Origin of the sequence: Dyadobacter fermentans DSM 18053, assembly GCF_000023125.1 — a bacterium.
Taxonomy (GTDB): Bacteria; Bacteroidota; Bacteroidia; order Cytophagales; family Spirosomataceae; genus Dyadobacter; species Dyadobacter fermentans.
Window position 1 is genome coordinate 5,243,590 of sequence record NC_013037.1, and the last position, 21,786, is coordinate 5,265,375.

At 53.0% G+C, this 21,786-nt stretch carries 16 protein-coding genes; 5 read left to right on the forward strand and 11 right to left on the reverse strand.

Going from position 1 to position 21,786, the window contains the following annotated elements; translation table 11 throughout:
- Positions 1-22 precede the first annotated feature (22 nt).
- Complete coding sequence (locus tag DFER_RS21545) at positions 23-997, forward strand: nucleoside hydrolase (RefSeq protein WP_041736580.1); 975 nt, start codon at positions 23-25, stop codon at positions 995-997.
- Positions 998-1,001: 4 nt separating this feature from the next.
- Here the strand turns inward: DFER_RS21545 and DFER_RS21550 are convergent, their stop codons facing one another.
- From DFER_RS21550 to DFER_RS21560, 3 genes are read right to left on the reverse strand one after another with little or no spacing between them, the layout of a single operon-like run.
- Positions 1,002-1,811 (reverse strand): HpcH/HpaI aldolase family protein, encoded by an 810-nt coding sequence (locus tag DFER_RS21550; RefSeq protein WP_015813769.1) that lies wholly within the window; start codon positions 1,809-1,811, stop codon positions 1,002-1,004.
- A gap of 13 nt (positions 1,812-1,824) precedes the next feature.
- Positions 1,825-4,245, reverse strand: coding sequence for a beta-N-acetylhexosaminidase family protein (locus tag DFER_RS21555; protein ID WP_015813770.1), 2,421 nt, complete (start codon positions 4,243-4,245; stop codon positions 1,825-1,827).
- 3 nt (positions 4,246-4,248) lie between these two features.
- Complete coding sequence (locus DFER_RS21560) at positions 4,249-5,355, reverse strand: acyltransferase family protein (protein WP_015813771.1); 1,107 nt, start codon at positions 5,353-5,355, stop codon at positions 4,249-4,251.
- 154 nt (positions 5,356-5,509) lie between these two features.
- Between DFER_RS21560 and DFER_RS21565 the strand changes: the two genes are divergently transcribed.
- From DFER_RS21565 to DFER_RS21580, 4 genes are read left to right on the forward strand one after another with little or no spacing between them, the layout of a single operon-like run.
- Positions 5,510-8,116, forward strand: coding sequence for a family 20 glycosylhydrolase (locus DFER_RS21565; protein ID WP_015813772.1), 2,607 nt, complete (start codon positions 5,510-5,512; stop codon positions 8,114-8,116).
- 47 nt (positions 8,117-8,163) lie between these two features.
- The gene (locus DFER_RS21570) at positions 8,164-8,994 is read left to right on the forward strand and encodes an ROK family protein (protein ID WP_015813773.1); all 831 of its coding nucleotides are present in this window, start codon (positions 8,164-8,166) and stop codon (positions 8,992-8,994) included.
- Positions 8,995-9,046: 52 nt separating this feature from the next.
- Complete coding sequence (locus tag DFER_RS21575; protein WP_015813774.1) at positions 9,047-10,309, forward strand: MFS transporter; 1,263 nt, start codon at positions 9,047-9,049, stop codon at positions 10,307-10,309.
- Positions 10,310-10,353: 44 nt separating this feature from the next.
- The gene (locus DFER_RS21580; protein WP_015813775.1) at positions 10,354-11,514 is read left to right on the forward strand and encodes an AraC family transcriptional regulator; all 1,161 of its coding nucleotides are present in this window, start codon (positions 10,354-10,356) and stop codon (positions 11,512-11,514) included.
- 42 nt (positions 11,515-11,556) lie between these two features.
- Here the strand turns inward: DFER_RS21580 and DFER_RS21585 are convergent, their stop codons facing one another.
- From DFER_RS21585 to DFER_RS21620, 8 genes are all read right to left on the reverse strand, one after another.
- Entirely contained in the window at positions 11,557-13,596 is a 2,040-nt protein-coding gene (locus DFER_RS21585; RefSeq protein WP_015813776.1) for a M13 family metallopeptidase, read from the reverse strand.
- Positions 13,597-13,634: 38 nt separating this feature from the next.
- Positions 13,635-15,128: a peptide MFS transporter gene (locus DFER_RS21590; protein ID WP_015813777.1), complete on the reverse strand. Its 1,494-nt coding sequence runs from the start codon at positions 15,126-15,128 to the stop codon at positions 13,635-13,637.
- A gap of 157 nt (positions 15,129-15,285) precedes the next feature.
- A complete protein-coding gene (locus DFER_RS21595) occupies positions 15,286-16,194 on the reverse strand; it encodes a DUF8428 domain-containing protein (protein WP_015813778.1) in 909 nt (302 codons plus the stop codon).
- Positions 16,195-16,355: 161 nt separating this feature from the next.
- Positions 16,356-17,138, reverse strand: coding sequence for a TPM domain-containing protein (locus tag DFER_RS21600; protein WP_015813779.1), 783 nt, complete (start codon positions 17,136-17,138; stop codon positions 16,356-16,358).
- Positions 17,139-17,141: 3 nt separating this feature from the next.
- A complete protein-coding gene (locus DFER_RS21605; RefSeq protein WP_015813780.1) occupies positions 17,142-17,585 on the reverse strand; it encodes a TPM domain-containing protein in 444 nt (147 codons plus the stop codon).
- A 68-nt stretch (positions 17,586-17,653) separates the two neighbouring features.
- Positions 17,654-18,235 (reverse strand): LemA family protein, encoded by a 582-nt coding sequence (locus DFER_RS21610; protein WP_015813781.1) that lies wholly within the window; start codon positions 18,233-18,235, stop codon positions 17,654-17,656.
- A gap of 147 nt (positions 18,236-18,382) precedes the next feature.
- Positions 18,383-19,573 carry a deoxyribodipyrimidine photo-lyase gene (locus tag DFER_RS21615; protein ID WP_015813782.1) on the reverse strand — a complete coding sequence of 397 codons (1,191 nt, stop codon included), beginning with the start codon at positions 19,571-19,573 and terminating at the stop codon, positions 18,383-18,385.
- Positions 19,574-19,682: 109 nt separating this feature from the next.
- On the reverse strand, positions 19,683-21,707 hold the full coding sequence (locus DFER_RS21620; protein WP_510185860.1) for a CHU_0125 family OmpA-like outer membrane integrity protein: 2,025 nt from the start codon (positions 21,705-21,707) through the stop codon (positions 19,683-19,685).
- Between the last annotated feature and the right edge of the window lie 79 nt (positions 21,708-21,786).

Here is a 21,786-nt window from a genome sequence, read left to right on the forward strand (position 1 = left end):
ATCGCATTTGAAAATGAATGTCATGAACAAAATTCTATTGCTCCTTTGCCTTTTTGGATTAACCAATACTTACGCTCAAAACAGTGGAACCATCAACTCGCTCATCCTCGATACCGACATCGGGCCCGACTATGACGATGTGGGCGCGATGGCAGTCATGCACGCTCTGGCCGACAAAGGCGAGGTGAAGCCGCTGGCGGTTATTTCTTCCAATAAAAACGAGCTGGTAGTGCCTACGATCGAGATATTGAACACGTATTTCGGTCGCCCGGAGTTGCCGACAGGCGCGCCGAAGGGAAAAGGGCCGGATTTTGGTGCCACGCAGAAATGGCCGGAAATGCTGGTCGAAAAATACCCGCACAAGATCGCCAAAACTTCCGACGCGCCCGATGCCGTGGAAACTTACCGCCGGATACTGGCCAAGCAACCCGACCAGAGCGTTACCATCGTGACCGTTGGCTTCCTGACCAACCTCGCCAACCTGCTCGATTCGGGACCGGACGGCCATTCGCAGCTATCGGGCAGCAGCCTTGTACGTAAAAAAGTGAAACACCTCGTTTCCATGGCCGGCGGATTTCCCGCTTTCCGCGAGTACAATGTTCTGGTGGACTCCGTGGCGTCGGCCAAGGTATTTTCAGAATGGCCTACCGAAATCCTTTTCAGTGGATTTGAGATCGGGAAGGAGATCAAAACAGGCAAGAGAGTGATTGCGAACGAGCATTTAAAAAGCCCGGTAAAAGACGTATTCGCTATGGCAATGCCGTTGTCCAAAGGAGATGCCGACGGCCGCATGAGCTGGGACCAAACGGCGGTGCTGGTGGCGATCCGCGGCGTACAGCCCTATTTCGGCGTGAAGCGCGGGAAAATCATCATCAATGGCGGCAACAACAGCTGGCAGGACGATCCCATGGGCCCGCACGCGTACCTTACTCCCCATATGCCCTTCGAACAGCTCACCGCGCTCATCGAAGGACTGATGATGTGGCAAGGCAAATAAACCATTACACGATCATAGCTTCACCATTTTCGGCAGCCGAATCACCGGCTGCCGATTTTATTTTGCGGAAATCGGCAGTCAGTTTTTGCACAAAAAGCGCCACGTCGAAACTGTGCACGACGATGTTTGCACCCTCTTTCATCCATTGAATCTGACGCTCCGGTTCCAGTGAGAAATGGATGCCGATAGCCAGTCCTTTGGCGCGGGTGGTGCGGATGATGTAGGAAACGGCCTTTTCAAAATCGGGGTGATCGTATTGTTCCGGCAGTCCGAGGCTTACCGACAAATCGTGCGGACCGATGAACACCGCATCGAGCCCCGGCACCGACAGCAATGCGTCGAGATTCTCCATCGCGGGCACACTTTCGATATTGGCAATGCAAATGTTTCCTGCATTGTAATGCGCGACGTATTCCTGTAAATTCTGAGGCATCGGGACGTCGCCGCTGAGATAACCTTGCAGGACCTGCCCTTTGAGCGGCCGGTATTTGGTAGCCCCCACCAGTTCCATGATCTGCGCGGTCGATTCGAGGTATGGTGCTACAATGCCCTTCGCGCCGGCATCAATGGCCTGACAGGCCAGGTAAGGATCTGGGCACGGAATGCGCACGATGGGCGTAATGCCGAGGTGCCTGAACTGCTGGCACAGCGCAGCAAGCTCAGTCCGGCCCAGCGGCACGTGTTCGGTATCCAGAAACACAAAATCGACGCCCGTTCGCTTCACCGCTGCGGGCCACATCGGGCTTGTGGAGGTAATGCAGGTGCCGTATACATTCTTGCCGGCTTTGAGTTTTTCGAGTAAGGTAGGTTCCATTCGAGACGTGTTATTATTGTTTCATCAACCAGATCTCCGTCACCTGCGAGCCGCGTTCACCTTCGCCGCAAGTCCATTCGAAGGTAACTTTACCATCCGCAGTCGAGCTTTTGGGAATGTTGAATTCAAATGTCGGTTGCTCGCCGGTTTGGATAAAATCATGGATCGTCATGCCGTCGTCGGTGGTCATTTTCATGCGCGAGCGGAAGCGGCCCGTGTAGGAAATGCGCATGCGGTACGTCGCATCGGGATCGAGGGTTTCGTAGCGGATGCGCAGCGGTTGGTCGTACAGCGTTTTGGCCTGCTTCATCCACACGCGGGGCGTGACCTGTCCTTTAAAGCCCGTCGCCTGAATTTCGTCCACCCACTCTTCACCCACCAGGCCCACCCCGAAGCCGATCCGCGGCGACTGTAAACTGCCCGGATCTTGTTCCCACGGCAGGCCGGGCACCACGCGGTACCAGCTCTCCGGATCGCCGAAATGGTCGTAAAAACCGCCCGGGCCGGGATCGGTGCGATGCAGGAGCTGGTCGATCTCCCGCAGCATTTCCGCCTCGCTGCTTAGTCTTTCTATTCTTTTGAACTGATCCAGCAAATAGGGCGCATCGTTCAGCGGCATGTTGATCAGATCCATAAAGTTCCCTCTTCCTGACATTGCACCGTGCTTCTGCATCGTCAGCTGCGCGCCGATGCTTTTGTACAGCGAGTCTGCCAGATTCTGGCATTTTTGCTGGTAATCGGGCAGGATACGCTCTTTCCAGGCTTTTTGCAAAATTTCATCCGCATCGCGCATTGCTTTCACTGCTCCCGACTTACCCGCCGAGGCTAATGCGCGCCGGGCTTGTTGTTCCAGTTCGGTTTCGTAAATGAGCCGCTGGCGGGTGTAAGCGTCGAAATAGGCGCGGATCAGGCCCATCTGGAAGCGCGGGTTTTGAAGTAGGTCCAATGGGGCATTGTTTTCCAGCAGCTGCCATTGGCGGAGCGTCATATCAATGGCGTCGTTGGTGAGCACTTCGCCGCGCCAGTTTTTTTCGAGCGCCGCGATGGCCTGAGCGCCTGCTTCTTTGTATTCAGAACCTAAAAACAAGCGGCTGTAATCGCGCAGCGTCTCCATTACCGGCATTTCGGGGTCCCAGTCCTGGTCGCTCCATACAAATTTGTTGACGTCGTCGTTGGTGCCCTCCGAATAGCTCACGCTGCCGATTCCATATTCGTCCAATGCATTGTGAATGGCTTTTTCGTCCATCGGGCGGGGATTAATGCTCTCGCGCCCGAGCGTCATCGCCCACGTGAGGTCCCAATGCGGTACCGGGTACTGCGCGGAGTAATTGTGGGTAATGTCGGGATAATGGCGAATTGGGATGGAAGGTTTAAGCATTTCGCGGATCTTCTGCACCGGGATTTTCACCCAGGGCCCGAAAACCACCCCGCCAAACCACGGATAGCCTTTATTGGCATGATTAAAAAACGCATCGAACCACTTTTGCGTGGGCCGGAAAACCTGGGGCGATACCCATATTTTGGCATTGGGATGGTATTTCTGCAACACCGCCGCTTCTTTTTCGAGCCAGGTGAAAAGCACGTCGGGTTCCAGTTCGCCCGGGTCGCCCGCGGGCACGAATACGCCATCGAGCCTGGGCAGGCTCGCGAACACCTGGTCGCGTTCCGCCAGTTCTTTCGCGACGGAATCCGGATGAACATAGTTTTTGCCCATGTTGGGATACCATATCGACACGTCCAGCCCGTAGGACCGGCAAATGCGCGATTGCTCGACGATCATTTGCGGGGCGGGGGTTTTCATGTGGCGGCTGGTCGCGTCGTCGTCCGTGCGGGGAGGGAGTATTTCTATGGTATTGGCACCAAATAGTGCGAGTTCGCGAATGTATTGGTCGAAAGCGGCAACCGTAAATGCATCGTAAGCGTTCGTTTTGGGGCGGTAACCGAGTTGGTGGCCGCGCATCGGGTAGCGCGGACTGGTACTGAGCGCAATGTTTTGGCTTACCTGCAACTTGCCGGGCGTCATGTCCGCTTTTCGCAGGAATCTTCCCACGCCGTACAGAATCCCCCGCGCATCTTTTCCCGCAATAATGATGGAATTGGCGGGCGCTACGGCAATTTTAAAACCTTCGCTTTTCGTTTCGGGCAATGGGGCTATCGCATTTCGGTATTGCGCGGGCAGCTGCGTGGCGTCGCTTTCGAGGGCTACTACGATAACATTGCCGGCTTTGGGAAGTTTTTTCGCTACGGATAGCCGGATGCCCGTCCGCTTTTCCACCTCATTTTGCAGTATTTCAATGCTTCGGAGCAGGGTAGCCTTGCCGGTTGGACTGTAAATCTGGCTTTTGGAAAGGTCAATGGACTGCGGAAGGGCAATGCCGGTCCGAAAGGTCAAGATCAGCAGGATGAGCAACCACTGTGGTGTTCCGTAACGCATGGGTCAGAGCTTGATGAAAATTCGTTTTTTGTACAGCAGGTAAACGGGGATGAAATTGATGCACACAAAAAAGAGTGCGTAAATCATGCTCGCCAGCCGCGGGTCCGGGCCGACTTGCGTGAGGATATGCACCGCGCGGTGGTTCAGGGTGTCGCCGCCGACGGGCATGATGTAGAAAATGAGCGCCAGCAAATCGGCCAGCACATATGCGGCAATGGCATTGGCCCCGAAAATGACGCCCGGCGCAATGCCCGCCGTTCGGCCGCGGATATCGATAAGGAAGTATAGCGCCCCGAACAGCATGGAAGCGAAGCCGGACGTTACCAGCACGAACGAGCTCGTCCAGAGGTTTTCGTTCACCGGGAAAATCAGGTTCCAGAAGTAGCCCAGCGCGGCCGTGGCGAAGCCGGCAGTGAGGAGGAAATTGCTTTTTTCGTTCGGAGAAAAGGGTAAGAGCATGAGCCTGCCCGCCAGGATGCCTGTGATGGTGGTGGCGATGGCCGGAAATGTGCTGAGAATACCCTCGGGGTCCCAGTTGCCCTGCCACATTTTACCCGGCAGATATTGCTGATCAACCCAGGCTGCAAGGTTCACGCCCGGTTCCAGCATTACTTTGCCGATCCCCGGGGTGGGAATGCCCGTTAATGCGAGCCAGTAGAGAACGAGAATGCCAACGGCAATACCGAGCTGCTGTTTCCAGCTGGTGTTCAGAAAGAGGATCGCGCACACGAGGAACACGATCGCGATACGGTGTAGGGTGCCGGTGTAGCGCAGGTCGGAAAAATTGAAGTCGGGCAGCATGTTGAGGAACATGCCTACCGCGAATATTTTAAGCGAGCGGATGACGATCTTACGGTACAATCCGCTTTTCGGCGCATTGGAAAGCCGCTTTTTGGAATAAGCCAGCGTGATCGACACGCCTACGATAAAAAGGAATGTGGGCGCAATGAGGTCGGTAAACGTGAGGCCGTTCCATTTCGAATGCCGGAGCGTTGGAAAAACGTAGTCCTCGTGCCCGGGGAAATTGACCATAATCATGGCCGCGATCGTGAAACCGCGCATTGCATCCAGCGAAAGTAATCTCGACGACGGGACCGAAGGATTTTCCATATCAACCGTTTAAGGGTTAAGTACGGACAAGGCCGCTGAATGGGCTATCCGTGACGCTTTTTGCACCCTTCACTAGTATATTTTGCGCAATTGTCAGTAATTAGGAAGTTGTATTCCGAACACCCGGAAAATCATCCAAGCCTTTTTGAACCCTATGAAGAAGTTATTCCCGCTTTCCCTGATCCTGTTTGGTGCACTGCTGTTGGCGAGCTGCAACAAATCGGGCAATGTATCCAAAGAACAGGCCGAAAAAATTGCGGTTTCCTGGAAGCTCGTGAGCAATTTTATCGAACCCGAGGGAAGGTTTGAAGCGCAGTTTACGATCCGTAACGGCAGCGATTTTACACTTGACGGCTCCAACTGGCGGCTGTTCTGGAACATGTCGCCGAGGCCCATTCAATCCAATCAAACACCTCAGCCGGCTGTGATCGAGCATATCAATGGCGACTGGTACCAGATGCTCGCGGCCAAAGATTTCAAACTCGCGCCGGGCGATTCGGTGGTGATCAAATACACCGGTACCGAAGGGGTGATTAAGGAAACGGACGCGCCGCTGGGCCTGTATTTTGTGTTTTACGACAATGAGGGCAAGGAAAAGGACATTGTGCAAGTGGCTGATTACACCATCGAGCCATTCACGACGAAGGAGCAGATCCTCCGCGGCAAAATGGATTTGAAAGAAGTCCCGACTGCCGAAACGCGGTTTAAAGCCAATGCCGGATTTACCAAAATAGGTGAGGAGCAGCTTCTGAAAATCATCCCAAGTCCTGTGAAGCTGATTCCGGGCGCGGGCACATTTACGATGACAGGCAAAACCAATGTGTATTACCAGGAAGGGCTTGAAACCGAGGCGAGATATCTGATCAGTAAATTGAAGACATTGACGGGAACAGACCTGCCCATTCAGGCGGGACTTCCTAACAAGCCTTCGTCGGAAGAGGCGGCCATTGTGCTGAAAACCGGCAAAGTGGCCGTGAACGGCATTTCCAGCGAAGCTTATACCCTGAATATCGCTCAAACGGGCATTACCATCGAAGGCAGCGACGCGGCGGGCGTGTTCTACGGCGTGCAAAGCCTTTTGCAACTCGCACCAACGGATTCGTACCAGAAACCCGTAGCGTCGATCGGCTTTGGGTTCGTGCAGGTACAGGATGCGCCGCGTTTCCAGTTCCGAAGCCTGCATCTGGATGTGGCACGTAACTTCCAGACGAAGGAATCGGTGAAGCGGATTATCGACCTGCTTTCGAGCTACAAGGTGAACCACCTGCTGCTTTATACCACGGAAGACGAAGGCTGGCGGATCGAGATAGACGGCTTGCCGGAGCTCACACAGGTAGGCGCGCAACGCCAGCACACATCGGGTATGAACGCGAATGCATTGCATCCGGGCTACGGGTCGGGGCCTGTTGCCAATGAGAAAGGCAAGCACGGAAGCGGCTATTATACCAAAGCGGATTTCATTGAAATACTCAAATACGCGCACGAGCGGCACATCAAGATCATTCCCGAACTGAACTTCCCCGGCCACGCGCTGGCGGCGATCAAATCCATGGAGGCGCGCTACGAGCGGTTGATGAAGGAAGGCAAGGAAAAAGAGGCCAATGAATACCGTTTGATCGACCCGGACGACAAGTCGGTTTACATTTCGGCACAAGGATATAAGAATAACGTCGTGAGCGTCGCGCGGGAATCGACCTACAATTTCTTTGTGAAAGTGGTAGATGAAATCGCGAAGCTCTACGAGCAGGCAGGTTTGAAAATGGATACATTCCACACTGGCGGCGACGAGGTGGCGGATGGCGTATGGACGAAATCACCGATGGCTGCCAAATTGTTGCAGGAACATCCCGAGATCAAAGGCCCGCGCTATTTGCAGAGCTACTTTTTCGGAAAACTGCTCCCGATGCTTGAAAAGCGTAACCTGAAGGTGCACGGCTGGGAAGAAATCGCATTGAATAAGACGGAGAAAGGCGCCTACCTGGCAAATCCCGAGTTCGTAGGGCACCAGGTGTATCCATATGTTTGGAACAATGTGTACGATGTCGATCTGGGTAACCGATTGGCCAATGCGGGTTATCAGGTGGTGCTTTGCAATGTGACCAACTTCTATTTCGACATGTCGTACAACAACGATCCGAAAGAGCCGGGCCTGTACTGGGGCGGATTCGTAGACACGCGCGATAACTGGGCATTTGCGCCATTCAATATGTTCCGTACGACCGAGGAAACCTCCATGGGCAAGCCGATGAAAGAGGAATTTGCAGGAAAGCAGGCGATGAAGCCCGAAGCCCGCAAAAATGTGTACGGCATAGAAGCGCAGCTTTGGAGCGAAACGATCAAAGGCCGCGATATGATGGAATATTCGATCCTTCCCAAACTGCTGGGCTTCTCGGAAAGCGCCTGGGCTGCCGAGCGGAAGTGGGAAAATGTGGCCGACGATGCCGCCAGAAAGGCGATGATGGCCGAAGGCTGGAATATTTTCGCCAACTCGATAGCCCAAAAGCACCTCCCGAGACTAAAGTATATAAACGGGGGCTACAATTACCGCCTGCCTCAACCCGGCGCGGTCATAGAAAACGGAATGCTGAAAGCGAATGTGGAACTGCCCGGCCTGGCGATCCGCTACACCACCGACGGCTCCGAACCTACCGAACAATCACAGCTGTATGAAAGCCCTGTGAAAGTTTCAGGTACCGTGACGCTCAAAAGCTTCGATCTGGCCGGACGATCGAGCCGCAGCAGCGTAGTCACAGCCCGTTAACTGAACAGATCGTATCACGCAGCTAACAGCTCAACTCCTCACCGTCGATGAACATTGGTGTAGATATCGGTGGCACGAACATCCGTGCCGGTATCGAATCGGGTGGCCATATTACCCGGCAAAATCAGACATTACTGGCCAACAAACATTCGCTGTCGGCAACGCTCGACCAACTGATGGACGTCATACGTCCGTTGACGGCCTTTCCCGTAAAGGGCATCGGAATCGGTGTGCCGTCGGTGGTGGATATTAGCAAGGGCATTGTGTACAACGTGCTGAACATCCCTTCGTGGGAGGAAGTTGCGCTGCGCGATATTGTGGAAAAGGAGTTCAATCTGCCGGTTTCGGTGAACAACGATGTGAATTGCTTCGTCCTCGGCGAGCATCGGTTCGGGCTGGCGCGGAAATTCCGGTCGGTGATCGGGATGGCAATCGGTACGGGGCTGGGCTCGGGCATTATCATCGACAATCATTTGTACGCAGGCAAGAACTGCGGCGCCGGCGAGATCGGGATGCTGCCCTACAAGGATTCGGTGCTCGAAAATTACGTCTGCAACCGTTTTTTCGAAGATTCACTCGGCATAGACGCCTATGCGGCGCACGAGGCGGCCTTGCAGGGGAATAGGAAGGCGATCGAAGTATGGGAGGAATTTGGCGTGCATTTGGGAGCGGTGATCAAGGCGATTATGTACACCTACGATCCCGAAGCCATCGTGATGGGTGGCTCCATTGCCCAGGCCAACCGGTTTTTCCAGGAAAGTATGCTGGAAAGTATCCAGGATTTCGCTTATCCCGAGTCTTTGAAGAAGTTGACATTGCTGATATCCGAAAACAAAAACATCGCTTTGCTCGGTGCGGCAGCATTGCTGGGCGATTGATGCAATCCGGATTTATACATAAACATTAGGTAACCAAATCAGGCGCTGCCCTATGCAAAGAAACATTTTCATCGTAATCCTGATCTTCCTGATCTTTTTCGTCATCTCATTCCTGACCAACATCCTCGGTCCGATTATCCCCGATATCGTCAAAAGTTTCGATCTGAGCATTGGTCTGGCTGGTTTCCTTCCGTTCGCATTCTTCGTCGCTTACGGCGTGATGTCGATCCCGGCAGGCTTGATGGTGGAGCGGTTTGGTGAAAAAGTGATGCTGATCGGTGCGTTTCTGTTAGCATTCGGCGGCGCATTACTCTTCGCGTTGATCCCGGGCTTTGCCATCGCATTGTTCTCGCTCTTTCTGATTGGCATTGGAATGGCCATTTTACAGGTGGTGATCAACCCTTTGCTCCGGGTTTCGGGCGGGGAAGAGAAATTTGCATTTTACTCTGTGCTGGCGCAGCTTTTCTTCGGCGCCGCGTCGTTTTTAAGCCCGCTGCTTTACAGTTATTTGGTTTTAAATGTCCATTCACCAAATGGCGATTCCGGTTTCCTGATCGGCACGCTCAATGGGCTGGTGCCGGAAAGCCTTAAATGGGTATCGCTATACTGGGTGTTTGCGGTGATTGCGCTGGCGATGGCCGCCGTGATCGCGATGGTGAGATTTCCCAAAGTGGAATTGCTGGAAGACGAGCGGATCGATGTCGGTAAGTCGTTTGCCGAGTTGGCGAAAAACCGGCTTGTTTGGCTCTTTTTTCTTGGCATATTCTGCTACGTGGGCACGGAGCAGGGCATTGCCAACTGGATCTCGCAATTTCTCCAAACTTACCACGGGGTAGATCCGGCCACGACCGGCGCTTCGGTCATATCCTATTTCTGGGGCTTGCTTACGATCGGATGCTTCCTGGGACTGCTGCTATTGAAAATCTTCGATAGCCGGAAAGTCCTCGTATTTTTTACTTGCGGAGCCATTGTTTCACTGCTAATGGCCTTGTTTGGGCCACGGGAAATGGCGTTTATCAGCTTCCCGATGGCAGGCTTTTTCGCTTCCGTAATGTATTCGGTGATATTCTCATTGGCGCTGAATTCCGTTCCGCGGCACCATGGCACCTTCTCGGGCATTCTTTGCGCGGGCATTGCCGGCGGCGCCGTAGTTCCGCTGATCGTCGGTGGGCTGGGGGAGCTGGTAGGGCTGCGTTTCGCGATGCTGTTCCTGCTCATTCCCCTCGGTTACATTGCAAGCATTGGTATTTGGGCCAAGCCGCTTGTAAATAATGAAACCGTTTCCAGTGTGAAGGAGCTGTTCAAAATGAGTTAATTGCAGGCGGGCAGTAACCTTTCCATTACTTTCTTCCGACTTCTATGTACAAAATCATACTCCTTCTCGATTTTGCCGAAGAATATAGCAAGAGCCTCATGAAGGGCATTAATGCGTATTCGAAGGAATTCGGGCCGTGGATTTTCTGCCGGATGCCGCTTTTCCACCGCGAAACGATCGGTATTGACGGTATTCTGAAATGGGCCCTCGAATGGGGCGCGGACGGGATCGTAGGTCAGTTGTACAACAAGGAAATCGACAAGATCCTGCGGGCTGGCATCCCGGTCATCGCGCAGGACTTCAAGGAACGCTTCACCGAAATCCCCAACATTACCGGCGCCTACCACGAAGCGGGGCAAATGGGGGCCGACTATTTTCTGAAAAAAGGGTTTACCAACTTCGCATTCTACGGTTTCAACGACATCGTGTGGTCACGCGAGCGTGCGGAAGGATTTGAAGAGCATTTGCGTAAAAAAGGTCATAAAGTGCATTACTTCGAGCATAAAAAGTCGCGTTCTACGGAGCTTTGGTATTACAAGCCAAGCTCGCTGAGCCGCTGGTTGAAATCGCTGCCGAAGCCGATTGGCCTCATGACCTGCGACGACAACCAGGGCCAGCATATCACCGAGGCGTGCCGGCACGTGGGTATCCGCATTCCCGAGGAAGTGGCGGTGCTCGGCGTGGATAATGACGAAATGATCTGCGACCTATCCGATCCGCCGCTTTCGAGCATCGCGCTGGATGTGGAAAAAGGAGGATACGACGCGGCTAAGCTGCTGGACCACATGATCAGGCACGGAACCGCCGGCTTTTACGATGTGGTGGTGCGGCCTACCCAGGTTATCACCAGGCATTCGACGGACATTTACGCCACCAACGACGACCATATCGCGTCTTCATTAAAATACATTCACCAAAACATCGAAAAGAACCTGCATGTGGATGAGGTGGTGAAACAGGTCCCGCTTTCGCGCAGGGCATTGGAAAAGCGTTTTTTGGAAATCACCGGTTACCCGATTTACAAGTACATTTTCAACCTGCGCATCGAGAAATTCACACAAAAACTGCTAGATACCGACATGTCGGTGTTCGAAATAGCGCTGGATATGGGGCTGGGGGATAGCAAAAATATAGCCCGCCAATTCAGGCAGGCCAAAGGATGTAGCCCGAGTGCTTACCGGAGCAAGTATCTGGCTGGTAAATGAAAAATAGTTGTATTGGTGTGATTAAGCTGTCAGGCTGACAAATTACCAGATCACGACCCGTGCGGAATCCGGCAATACCATTTTGCTTCCGGCACCGCAGCTCCATGCTGCCTGGAATTCTTTCAGATGCGGCAGCGGGCCGTTGATACGGTCGCGCGCCGGCGAATGCGGATCGGTTTGTACCTGGTTACGCAATGCCTCGTCGGTGGTGTTCATGTGCCATACTTGTGCCCAGCCGAGGAAGAACCGCTGTTTCCAGTTAAAGCCGTCGATCGGCTCCGGCTCTTTGCCGTTGAATGATTTTTCCAGCGCGTAGTAGGCCAATGTCAAACCGCCCAGGTCGGCTACGTTTTCACCGATGGTCAATGCACCATTGATCTTGAAACCGGGCAATGCTTCGATGCCGCTGAAATAGTCGATGTAACGTTTGGTAAGCTTGTCGAAGTTGGCGCGGTCAGACGCGGTCCACCAGTTTTTGAGATTACCCTCGTCATCGAACTGCGAGCCCTGGTCGTCGAAACCGTGCGTGAATTCATGGCCGATCACCGCGATAATGCCTCCGTAATTGATCGCATCATCCGCATTCCGGTTATAGAATGGCGGTTGCAGAATGCCGGCCGGGAACACCACCTCGTTGTTGAGCGGGTTGTAATACGCATTCACCGTTTGCGGCGTCATGAGCCACTCCTTCTTGTCTACTTCCTTCCCGATTTTCTCTACTTGCTCCTTATGCTGGAAGAGCGAGGCCGCGATGACATTCTCGAACAGCTTGTCGGGCGCTATTTCGATCGACGAATAGTCTTTCCATTTATCAGGATAGCCGATTTTGTAGGTAAATGCTTTGAGTTTTTTATGCGCTTTCGCCTTGGTGGAGTCGCTCATCCAGGTCAGCTTGTCGATGCGCTCGCCGTAAACCGAGCGTACGTTCTCGATCATTTCCGACACTTTCTTCTTGTCTTCTTCCGGGAAATATTTCTTCACGAATAACTTACCCAGCGGCATACCCAGCAAACCATCGGTTGAACGGATGGCGCGCTCCACGCGGCCTTTCTGCTGTTTCGTGCCCCGCATAACGGTTGCGAAGAAGCGGAAGTCCTCCTGATCGAACTTCTTGGGCAGGAATCCCGCAAAGCGTGATAGCAGCTGCCATTTGGTATACAGCTTCAATGTTGCAATGGGGGTCGCTTTGAGCAGTTTGTTCAGGTTTTGCAGGTAAGGTTTATTCTGAACAATGAGCGTGTCGGTTTTCACGTCCTGCTTGTCGGCAAATGTCCGCTGATCGAAATCGGGGATCAGTTTCTCGAAATCCGCGAAGGCCATTTTGTTGTAAGTCTTCACCGGGTCGCGGAGTTCGACGTTGGTGAGTTGCAGCTTGGCAAGTTTGGTTTCGAAGTCGAGAATGGTTTGTCCGGGCTTGGCGTCGGTGAATCCGGCCATCGTGAACATTTTGTCGATATGCTTCACGAACTCGCCGCGAACTTTCACGGTGCTCGAATCGGTGCGGTCGTAGTAGCTGCGCTCTCCAAGGCTCAGTCCATCCTGGCCCTGGTAAAGGATATTTACCTTGCTGTTTCTCAAATCACCTTCCACGCCGAAGCCGGTGACCGTTTCGACGCCCACTTTCTGCATCTCGCCGGCCACAGCCGCGAGGTCTTTCAGTGACGCCACCGCATTGATCTTGTCGAGGTAAGGCTTTAATGGTTCCAAAGCACGCTTCTCAACCGTCGCGGTGTCGAGGAACGACTGGTAGTAATCGGCGATCTGCTGCTCTTCGCTCCCTTTTTTGCGGTCTTTTGCCTGGGCGATTTCCTCGATAATGCCTTTCAGGCGTACTTCCTTGTTCTCTTTGTCAAGAATCCCGAATGCGCCCCAGCGGCTTTCGGTGCCCGGGATCGGGTTTTTCTTTTTCCAACCGCCGTTCGCGTAGGTATCAAAGTCGTCGCAGGCTTTGGCCGTCGAATCGAGCGAGCTGACATCGAAGCCGGGTACTTTGGTGGCGTCGGTTTCTTCCTTTTCTTTTTTACATCCTGCCAGGGTCACCACAAGGGCCAGCGCGGCAGCGCGGAATGCAGCTGATTTCATTTTTCCGGTGTATTTGTTTTTGAAGTATATATAATGATTTAGTGGATTCCTCCCATCCAGCTCTTGATCGGCTTCCAGAAGGCGAGCAATATGAGGCCGAAGACGGTGGTCACAATGGCGACCTGATTGAACAATGCCGGCATTTGCAGGATATTGGACTCGTCGAACCCTCCCGCGAATATTCCGGCGATGAGGTTGCCGAGCGATGCGCCCACGAACCAGATGCCCATCAGCTGGCTGAGGTAGCGCTTTGGCGCCAGTTTGGTATAAGAACTCAACCCTACAGGGCTTACGCAAAGCTCTCCGATTGTGTGCAGGAAATAGGTAAATGTGAGGAAAAACGGCGATGCCAGGTCCCCTTGTACGGCAATGTTGGAGGCCGCTACCATCACGAAAAAGCTCAATCCGAGCAATATCAGGCCCATCGCGAACTTGACGGGGATGGACGGGTTACGGTTCCGGGATGAAAGCGAAATCCAGAGACTCGCGAGTACGGGTGCAAAAATCAATACAAATGTAGGCTGGAAATTCTGAAACCAGCTCGATGGCACTTCCCAACCGCCGATGTTCCGTTGGGTGTGGCGTTCGGCGAAGATCTGTAGTGAGGTGCCTGCCTGTTCATAACCCGCCCAGAACAATGCGATAGCCAGGAAGAGAATGATCAGTACGCCCACGCGGTATTTTTCCACGCGTGTAAGCCCTCCCGCCACGAGAATGAACAGGAAGTAAGCGGCGGAAATGGACACGATGATAATGCCGGCTCCCTGTGCAAGGCCTTGCGCGGTCGTCATGTCAATGGTTCCCGACGATTGCAGCACTACCAGGAACACCACGAGCAGGGCGATCAGGCCGTAACCCAGCATTTTGTTGCCTCCCGACGGCGATGCGGCGGCTTGTTCGCCAGCCTCTTCCGCGGGCGGTACATCACCGAGCCCTTTCAGGTGGGTGGCGCTTCCATAACGGAACACGATCAGGCCGAGTAACATGCCCACCGCAGCCGCACCAAAACCCATATGCCAATTGACTTTCTCGCCAAGGTAGCCTACAATGAGGATGCCGAGGAATGAGCCCAGGTTGATTCCCATATAAAAGATAGAGAATGCCGCGTCGCGCCGTGCGCCGCCTTCCGGGTAGAGTTCACCCACAATGGAGCTGATGTTGGGTTTCAAAAGTCCCGTGCCGACGGCGACAATGCTCAATCCCAGAAAAAAGATGGCCGAGCCGGCCGGTATGGCCAGTATAATGTGGCCGAGCATGATGATGATCCCCCCGTACCAGATCGCCTTTTTCTGGCCCAGAATGTTATCCGCCAACCAGCCGCCGGGCAATGTGAGCAAGTAAACGGACGCCGTATAAAGTCCGTAGATAGCCGTGCCTTCGGCTGCACTCATTCCCATTCCACCCTTGATATTATCGAGTAGGAAAAGCAGAAGAATGGCCCGCATTCCGTAATAGCTGAAACGTTCCCACATTTCGGCAAAGAACAAGACATACAGTCCTTTGGGGTGTTTTTGGGAAATCTGTGAAGACATATAAGGAGAAGTGTTTTATTTGGTTTTTGGGGTCGTAAACGAATGTTTTTATCGTGCAAGATAGGAATTATGGGTAAATTTCAATCAATCATAAAAATAAAAGCGGCAGCAGTCTGAGTTGACTGCCACCGCTTTGCAAACGGGCCGAACGGCCGGATTATTTAACTGAAAACGATCCTTCGCCGATCGAAAAGCCTTCCGAATATAGTTCGATCGTATACTTGCCCGATGTGAATGGGGCATCGCGGTCGTACATGATACTTACGTCCTGGTTGTTGTTGGAATAGCTGATGTCCTTGCTGATGGTATAGCCTTGTTCCTGTCCGTTGTATTGGAACACGCCGGAGCCTGTTTTGGTGTCTGAAATGGTCGCGCCGCTCGGGTCGATGATGCGGAGATAGATGGTCTTGTCGTCGGTTGCGGTGAGCGGGTTCTTTTCAAGGATGAAGTCCACACGGACCTTATCTATTCTTTTGGATTTCACATTTTCGCCTTCACGCACTTTCCCTTTAGACGATACAGCGTACACTTTCACATTACGCGCACGCAATGCGGCAGCCATCGTCACTTTCGATTCGAGCTCGGTGTTTTGGGCCTGTACGCCGGTGAGTGAGTCGCGCACCGCCTGGCGACTGGTTTGCAATTCGTTGCGCTCCTGAGTAAGGCCTTCGTTCTGGCTGATGAGCTGCTGGTTTTCCTCACGCAGTTGAGCGATCTCGGTATCTTTCTGAGTCAGGAATTGTTCATATTCCTTGATTTTGCGGCCCATGGATGCATTTCCTTTGCGCAATGCAGCCCGGTCGCTTTCGAGGGAGGCTTTTACTTTTTGCAGCTCAGCTACATCCCCACCGAGGTTTTGTACTTCCAGTATGCGGGCATCGAGCTGCTTGGCAATAGAGTCCAGCTTGATTTCGGAGGCTGCCAGTTCCCGTACCCTTGTTTCGAGGTCGGTACCTTGCTTTTGTGTGATGTTGTGTTCTTTATAATAAAGGTATCCGAACACCGCCGCCAGAATAGTCATCAGGATCATTCCAACGACCAAACCGGTATTACTTTTTCTTTCCATAAATCATGTTTAGGTTTTGGTGATATAGTTTATGGTTTATGTACAAAAAAGCGTGCCACTAATATACGTAATGCCTTCCGGTATAAATGCGAAAGCGGGTGGAAGATAGGTTCCTTCCACCCGCTTTCGCATTCTGGTTTTCAAATGGTATGTATCAATGATTAATAGTCGCCGCCTGCGCCTCCTCCTCCGAAACTACCACCGCCAAAGCCTCCGAAGCCTCCGCCGTCGCCACCTCCGAAGCCGCCCCAGTTGCCCGATGAGCTCCCGCGGCCGGAATGTGTGGTGTAGGGGAAGAATATTGGCGGAATGCCTGTATTGCGATAGCCGCGGTTACCTCCTCCTCCGCCGCCCCTGTTGCGGAACATGATGATGAGGATAATAATGAATACGATCAGGACAATCAGCATGGGAGGGAAGCCGTCGCCTTCTCCGCTATTCTCCTTCGGATCGGCCTTGTATTCACCCGATGCGTATTTGAATATCATATCGACGCCATCACTCAGGCCCTGGTAGAACCGCCCGGCTTTGAACTGCGGCGTAATCACCTGCGAAACGATGCGTTTGGCAATGGCGTCGGGCACGGCGCCTTCGAGGCCGTAACCTGTGGCGATAAATACTTTTCGTTCCTTTGGCGCCCATAACAACACGATCCCGTTGTTTTTGCCTTTCTGCCCCACACCCCATGCGGTACCGAGTTTGAATGCATAGTCGGCAATGGGGTAATCGCCCAATGTGGGCACGGTCACGATCACGATCTGGGAGGATGTGGAGTCGTTGTAGGCCACGAGTTTCTGTTCCAGCATCTGCCGTTCGTTCGGACTGAGCTGATTGGCGAGGTCGTTCATGAGCCTCGGCGGATCGGGTTTGGGCGGAATATCCTGCGCCTGCACGCCGGCCAACGCCGCGATCACAAGCAGTAGGTAAATGATGAATTGCTTCATAGTTTAATGGCCGAACGAGATATCGTCCGGAAGTTCATTGATGTCGCCGGATTGGTAGGGAAAGTGTTTTTTCAGTTGCAGGCCCGCTTCCAGGATTCCGTGGCGAAGCCCTTCCTTGAACTCCCCGGCTTTGAAATGGTTGCGGAGCAGCTCTTTGGTACTGTCCCAAAAATCGGCGGATACTTTTTCGTTAATCCCCTTGTCGCCGAGCACGGCAAACTTACGGTCTTCGTAAGCAAGGTAAAACAGCACCCCGTTGCGCTCGGCTGTTTCGTGCAAATGCAGGAACAGGAACACTTCCTTGGCCCGTTCCACGGCATCGGGTGTAGGGCATTTCTTTTCGATATGCACTTTTACTTCCCCGGAAGTCTGCTTTTCCGCTTCCTGAATGGCAGCAATAATGTATTGCTGCTCTTCTTCCGTGAAAAATAGGGGTTCGGTTGCCATGGGGCGTTGTGGATACGGATTGGATAAAAACACAGCGCCGGGCTTTTGAATGGGCCCGGCGCTGATGGTTAGAATTGTACAGTCGGCGCTTTGTCGGACCCCGCGGCGGCTGTGAAGTAGCCTTTCTGAGCGAAACCGAATACCCCGGCGAAGAGGTTGTTCGGGAACGTGCGCACTTCCTGGTTGTAGTCTTTTACCACAGTGTTGAAGTTGCTGCGCGCTACACCGATCCGGTTTTCAGTACCTTCGAGCTGGGCCTGCAATTCGAGGAAGTTCTGGTTGGCTTTCAGTTGAGGATATTGCTCAACTGATACGAGCAGCCGCGACAGTGATCCGCTCAGTTGGTCCTGCGCCGCCTGGAACTTGGCGATGTTTTCCGGAGTAAGCTGGTCGGCGGCAATGGTTGTCTGGGTCGCTTTGCTGCGCGCCTCGATAACGGCCGTCAGGGTGCTTTTTTCAAAATCGGCTGCCCCTTTTACTGTATTTACCAGGTTGGGGATCAGGTCGGCGCGGCGCTGGTACTGGCTTTCCACCTGTGCCCATGATTCTTTTACAACCTCATCTTTTTGTACGAGGCCATTATATTTACCGCAGCCAACGAATCCGAGAATCAGAACAACGACGATAACTGCAATGAGTCCTTTTGACATTTTAATATTCAGTTTAGTGTTATTGAATGTGGTTCAAAGTTGACCAAAGCTAGCAAAATCTTTAAGAAAAACTACATAACCGGTTCCCAGAGCCAATATGGGCATGGCTGAGCGGGATGGCGGGTTTTGAAGTAAAATTCTGGTTAATTAGTCTTCACCCACTCCTGCGATATGGTTCCAGCGGCCCCAGTTCACAGATGCTTCGTAGTCCATCAGCAGGCTTTCGAAATACATAGCACCCCAGGTCCAGTTGATATCCAGGTCGTCCACCAGGTACCGCGCGGCCGACTCGCGTTCAGCGGCGGTAATGAAGCCGGTTGCGGTTAGCCTGCGGATGATGTCATTTATTGACTGGTCGCCGGTTTGCCCATTGATCCATTTTTCAAACGCTGCATTATCATTTTTCCAACGGCGGTTGAAATGATGTTTTACACCGCTGGGTTTGAACATCCGCGGGCCGAAACGGAGCAATGTCCAATGCAGGAATTCCCTTCTTAGCAGGTTGGTAATGATCGGATCTTCCACTACGGCGTGCGATTGCGCGGTTTTTACGCTGCGATAGATGTACGATGCCGAAACGCATCCCAGAGAAAGCCAGTCGGACAGGCGCGTGTCGGTAAGCGGCTCGGCGGAAGGGTAGGCGATGTCTTTTTTAACATATTCCTCCACATATTCTTTGAGAACAGCCAATGCACGCGCTTCACCTCCGGCCAAAGGGCCTGTTGTTCCCGCCGGGATCTCGTTCGGGTCGATACCCAGCTCGGGAAGGCCAGGAATGGCTCCTGCTTCTACGTCGGCGGGTAAAGTAATGCTTGCCGGCGTGGGAAACTGGTCTTTGATTTTAAGATCGTTGCTCAGCAGCCGCTCGAATTCCGCAAAGCCCGAGGGGAGCTTCGATACCGGAAACGGCAGGTCGGTTGCATTGATCATCGTGTCCATCCAGAACAGCTTAATGTCCACATTGGCTGTTTTGAGGTTTTTGCTCAATGACGATTCGATGCGCGTTTCCTGCGGCGCGATTTCCTTGCTTGTGTACACGTAGTCGGCATTGTAATCTTCGGCGAGCTGGGCTACGATGGCTTCGGGCGCGCCTGTGCGGATGATCAGATCGCCGCCCTTTTGCCGGATATTTTCGCGGAGTTCCGCCACGGATTCGATGAGGAAGCGTGCGCGTAATGCGCCCGTGCGGCGGAAGCCTAGTTTTGTTTTTTCAAATTGACGGGGATCAAAAACATACACCGGTATGATCTCGTCGGCGGAGCCAACGGCGGCAGAAAGCGCCTGGTTATCTTTTAACCTCAAATCATTCCTGAACCAATAGATAATGCGTCGGGCCATTTAAACTAACTGATAATTACACTTTGGGAAAAATAGAGATTGCAAGTATACAAAAAAGCCCGCTGCCAAACCGATCGGTTCGCAGCGGGCTTGCTATGGCTGGGGAAAATCAGTAACTCAGGATCGTGAATTCAGTGCGGCGGTTGCGCTGGTGTTCTTCCTCGGTTTTGGCGTTTGGAATGATGAGCTCTCTTTCACCGTAACCCTTGGCTTCCATTCGGTCGGCCTCGATGCCTTTGGAGTTGAGGTAAGCCACCGCCGATTCGGCGCGGTTTTGAGAGAGCGTCATGTTATAGGCATCCGTTGCGCGCGCATCCGTGTGCGAGCTGAGCTCGATGGTCATCGTCGGGTTGTCTTTGAGGATCTGCACCAGTTTGTCAAGCTCTATGGCCGCATCGGGGCGGATATTGTATTTGTCCAGATCGTAATAGATATTTTCCAGCACGAAGGTCTTGTTCAGTTCCAGCTTGTCGAGCTTGATCGTCACATTGAATGTCGTATCGGTCAATTCTTTTGTCAGGAATATCGGCGGGATGTTGCGACCGGCCATTGAGAATGGCTCGCGCTTGCTGATGTAACCTTTGCGCTGTACCAGCAATTGATACGATTTGCCTTCTTCCACCGACTGTTTGCCGAATTTCCCGTCTTTGGCCGTTGGGTACTCGGCGATTTGTGTGTCCGAGGTGTCGGGCAGAATGCGCACCACCGCCGAATCGATCGGGCTTGGGGTTTCGCCATTTTCCACCACGGTTCCGGCGAGGAAGTAGCGCACCACTTTCGGCTTGCCGTTGATATAATTCGGGTTGTTCGGATTGAGCGGGTCGTTCGGGTCGGTGTGTTTCGCGACGGTCGTGGTATCCTCGTCCTCCGGTGCGGCGAAGTAGTAAATGTCATCGTCACCTTTGCCGCCATCGCGGTTCGATGCGAAGAAGCCTTTTTTCAGGTTTTGGTAAAATACCAATCCGAAATCATCCTGCGGACTATTGAACGGCAGTCCCAGGTTTTCGATCGTGATTACACCCTGTGTTCTGGTGGCAGAGAAAAGGTCGAGCTTTCCAAGGCCGGGGTGGCCATCCGATGCAAAGTACAGTTTTCCGCCTTCTGCCACGTAAGGGAACATGTCGTCGCCAGGCGTGTTGATATCGCGGCCCATATTTACCGGGCGGCTAAACCGGCCCGAGGCATCCATGTTGGTGCGGTAAATGTCGATGCCGCCCACACCGCCTGCGCGGTTGGATGCGAAATAGAGTGTTTTGCCGTCACGCGAGAATGCGGGCGAGCCGTCCCAGGCGAGGGAGTCGTTGATCGGCAGCGGGGCGGGAGCCGACCACTGGCCATTGATGTTACGGCTCATGTAAAGGTCCACATCGGGCGATTTGTCCTTCTTTTTGCCGGTATTACTTCTGGCGAACACGAGTGTTTTGCCATCCGGCGAAAATGCGGGCGAAGCGTCGTGGGCTTCCGGTTCAAATACTTCCTGGCTGAACAGAACAGGGTTACCCTGCGTATTGCCGGGATCGGAAGCGATATTGATTTTATATAGCCCCAGCATTTGCTGGCCGTTGTTGGTATAAATCTTGTCTTTTTTGGAAGCTGAAAACACCAGCTCATTGCCTACCACGGTCGGAGCGAACTCGGAGCCGGCGGTGTTCAATGGCAAGTCTTTCAGTTCTACGTCCATTTTATTGGCTTTCAAACGGTCGGCAATGCGGATGATCTCGACTTCGCGCAATGCCCTTTCCTGCAAGTTTTGCGGGGCATTCTGGGTTTTGGCAAATTCAGAGAACTGCGCGGAGGCGTCGGCGTATTCACCGGTTGTTTTTAATGCGTAAGCATACTGGAAGCGGGCATCGGGATTGGTAATGCCGCCGTCAAGTGCTTTTTTGTAGTAGGGGATAGCTTCTTTGAAGCGGTTGGATAGCCTGTACGATTCCGCGATGAGATAGCTCGTCTGCACGGGCTCGATGTTGGCTTCGGCAGCTTTCTGGAAACCCTTGATCGCGAGATCATATTCGCCGTTTGCAAATTTCTTCTGGCCATCCTTGTAAGCCTGCATCGCCGAGTTGCAGCCAGACAAGTATAAACAGATCGCAAAACAAACTATGAGAGTAAAGTAACTCCGGAAAAGTTTCATAATGTAGAGTATAAAATCAAACGATTCGACGCGCACGCTGGGTTTCTGAAAAACAATACTAATAAACAACGTTTGGAAA

Coding starts and splice junctions, on each gene's coding strand:
- DFER_RS21545 (WP_041736580.1), top strand. CDS start 23: ATGAACAAAATTCTATTGCTCCTTTGCCTTTTTGGATTAACCAATACT.
- DFER_RS21610 (WP_015813781.1), bottom strand. CDS start 18,235: ATGTCAAAAGGACTCATTGCAGTTATCGTCGTTGTTCTGATTCTCGGA.
- DFER_RS21605 (WP_015813780.1), bottom strand. CDS start 17,585: ATGGCAACCGAACCCCTATTTTTCACGGAAGAAGAGCAGCAATACATT.
- DFER_RS21570 (WP_015813773.1), top strand. CDS start 8,164: ATGAACATTGGTGTAGATATCGGTGGCACGAACATCCGTGCCGGTATC.
- DFER_RS21620 (WP_510185860.1), bottom strand. CDS start 21,707: ATGAAACTTTTCCGGAGTTACTTTACTCTCATAGTTTGTTTTGCGATC.
- DFER_RS21550 (WP_015813769.1), bottom strand. CDS start 1,811: ATGGAACCTACCTTACTCGAAAAACTCAAAGCCGGCAAGAATGTATAC.
- DFER_RS21600 (WP_015813779.1), bottom strand. CDS start 17,138: ATGAAGCAATTCATCATTTACCTACTGCTTGTGATCGCGGCGTTGGCC.
- DFER_RS21595 (WP_015813778.1), bottom strand. CDS start 16,194: ATGGAAAGAAAAAGTAATACCGGTTTGGTCGTTGGAATGATCCTGATG.
- DFER_RS21615 (WP_015813782.1), bottom strand. CDS start 19,573: ATGGCCCGACGCATTATCTATTGGTTCAGGAATGATTTGAGGTTAAAA.
- DFER_RS21585 (WP_015813776.1), bottom strand. CDS start 13,596: ATGAAATCAGCTGCATTCCGCGCTGCCGCGCTGGCCCTTGTGGTGACC.
- DFER_RS21560 (WP_015813771.1), bottom strand. CDS start 5,355: ATGGAAAATCCTTCGGTCCCGTCGTCGAGATTACTTTCGCTGGATGCA.
- DFER_RS21580 (WP_015813775.1), top strand. CDS start 10,354: ATGTACAAAATCATACTCCTTCTCGATTTTGCCGAAGAATATAGCAAG.
- DFER_RS21555 (WP_015813770.1), bottom strand. CDS start 4,245: ATGCGTTACGGAACACCACAGTGGTTGCTCATCCTGCTGATCTTGACC.
- DFER_RS21590 (WP_015813777.1), bottom strand. CDS start 15,128: ATGTCTTCACAGATTTCCCAAAAACACCCCAAAGGACTGTATGTCTTG.
- DFER_RS21575 (WP_015813774.1), top strand. CDS start 9,047: ATGCAAAGAAACATTTTCATCGTAATCCTGATCTTCCTGATCTTTTTC.
- DFER_RS21565 (WP_015813772.1), top strand. CDS start 5,510: ATGAAGAAGTTATTCCCGCTTTCCCTGATCCTGTTTGGTGCACTGCTG.